The following is a 260-nucleotide window of genomic DNA, read 5'->3' as shown; positions in this document are numbered from 1 at the left end:
CCGACCCCGCCTTTCTGATTGGCAATGCTCCAGACGCGCAACAGATGCGATCCTCGTTATCGATGGCCTGATCGGTTAACAGCGCAAAGCGCCAAAATTCCGCAGGCCAATCCGGTTTACGTTACGTTGAACCAGGATTAAGCAACAGACATACCATTCGAGCGGGTACTATCCATTCAAACTGGGGCTATCGCTGCCGTGGCAAATCCGGGTCACTACTGAAGAGCAGACCCCCGCCCTCCAACTGCACCGGCTCGACC

This window comes from Marinimicrobium sp. UBA4509 (assembly GCF_002388575.1).
In the GTDB taxonomy this organism is placed as follows: domain Bacteria; phylum Pseudomonadota; class Gammaproteobacteria; order Pseudomonadales; family Cellvibrionaceae; genus Marinimicrobium; species Marinimicrobium koreense.
The sequence above is the reverse complement of the archived record's forward strand: the minus strand, read 5'-3'. Positions refer to the sequence as shown.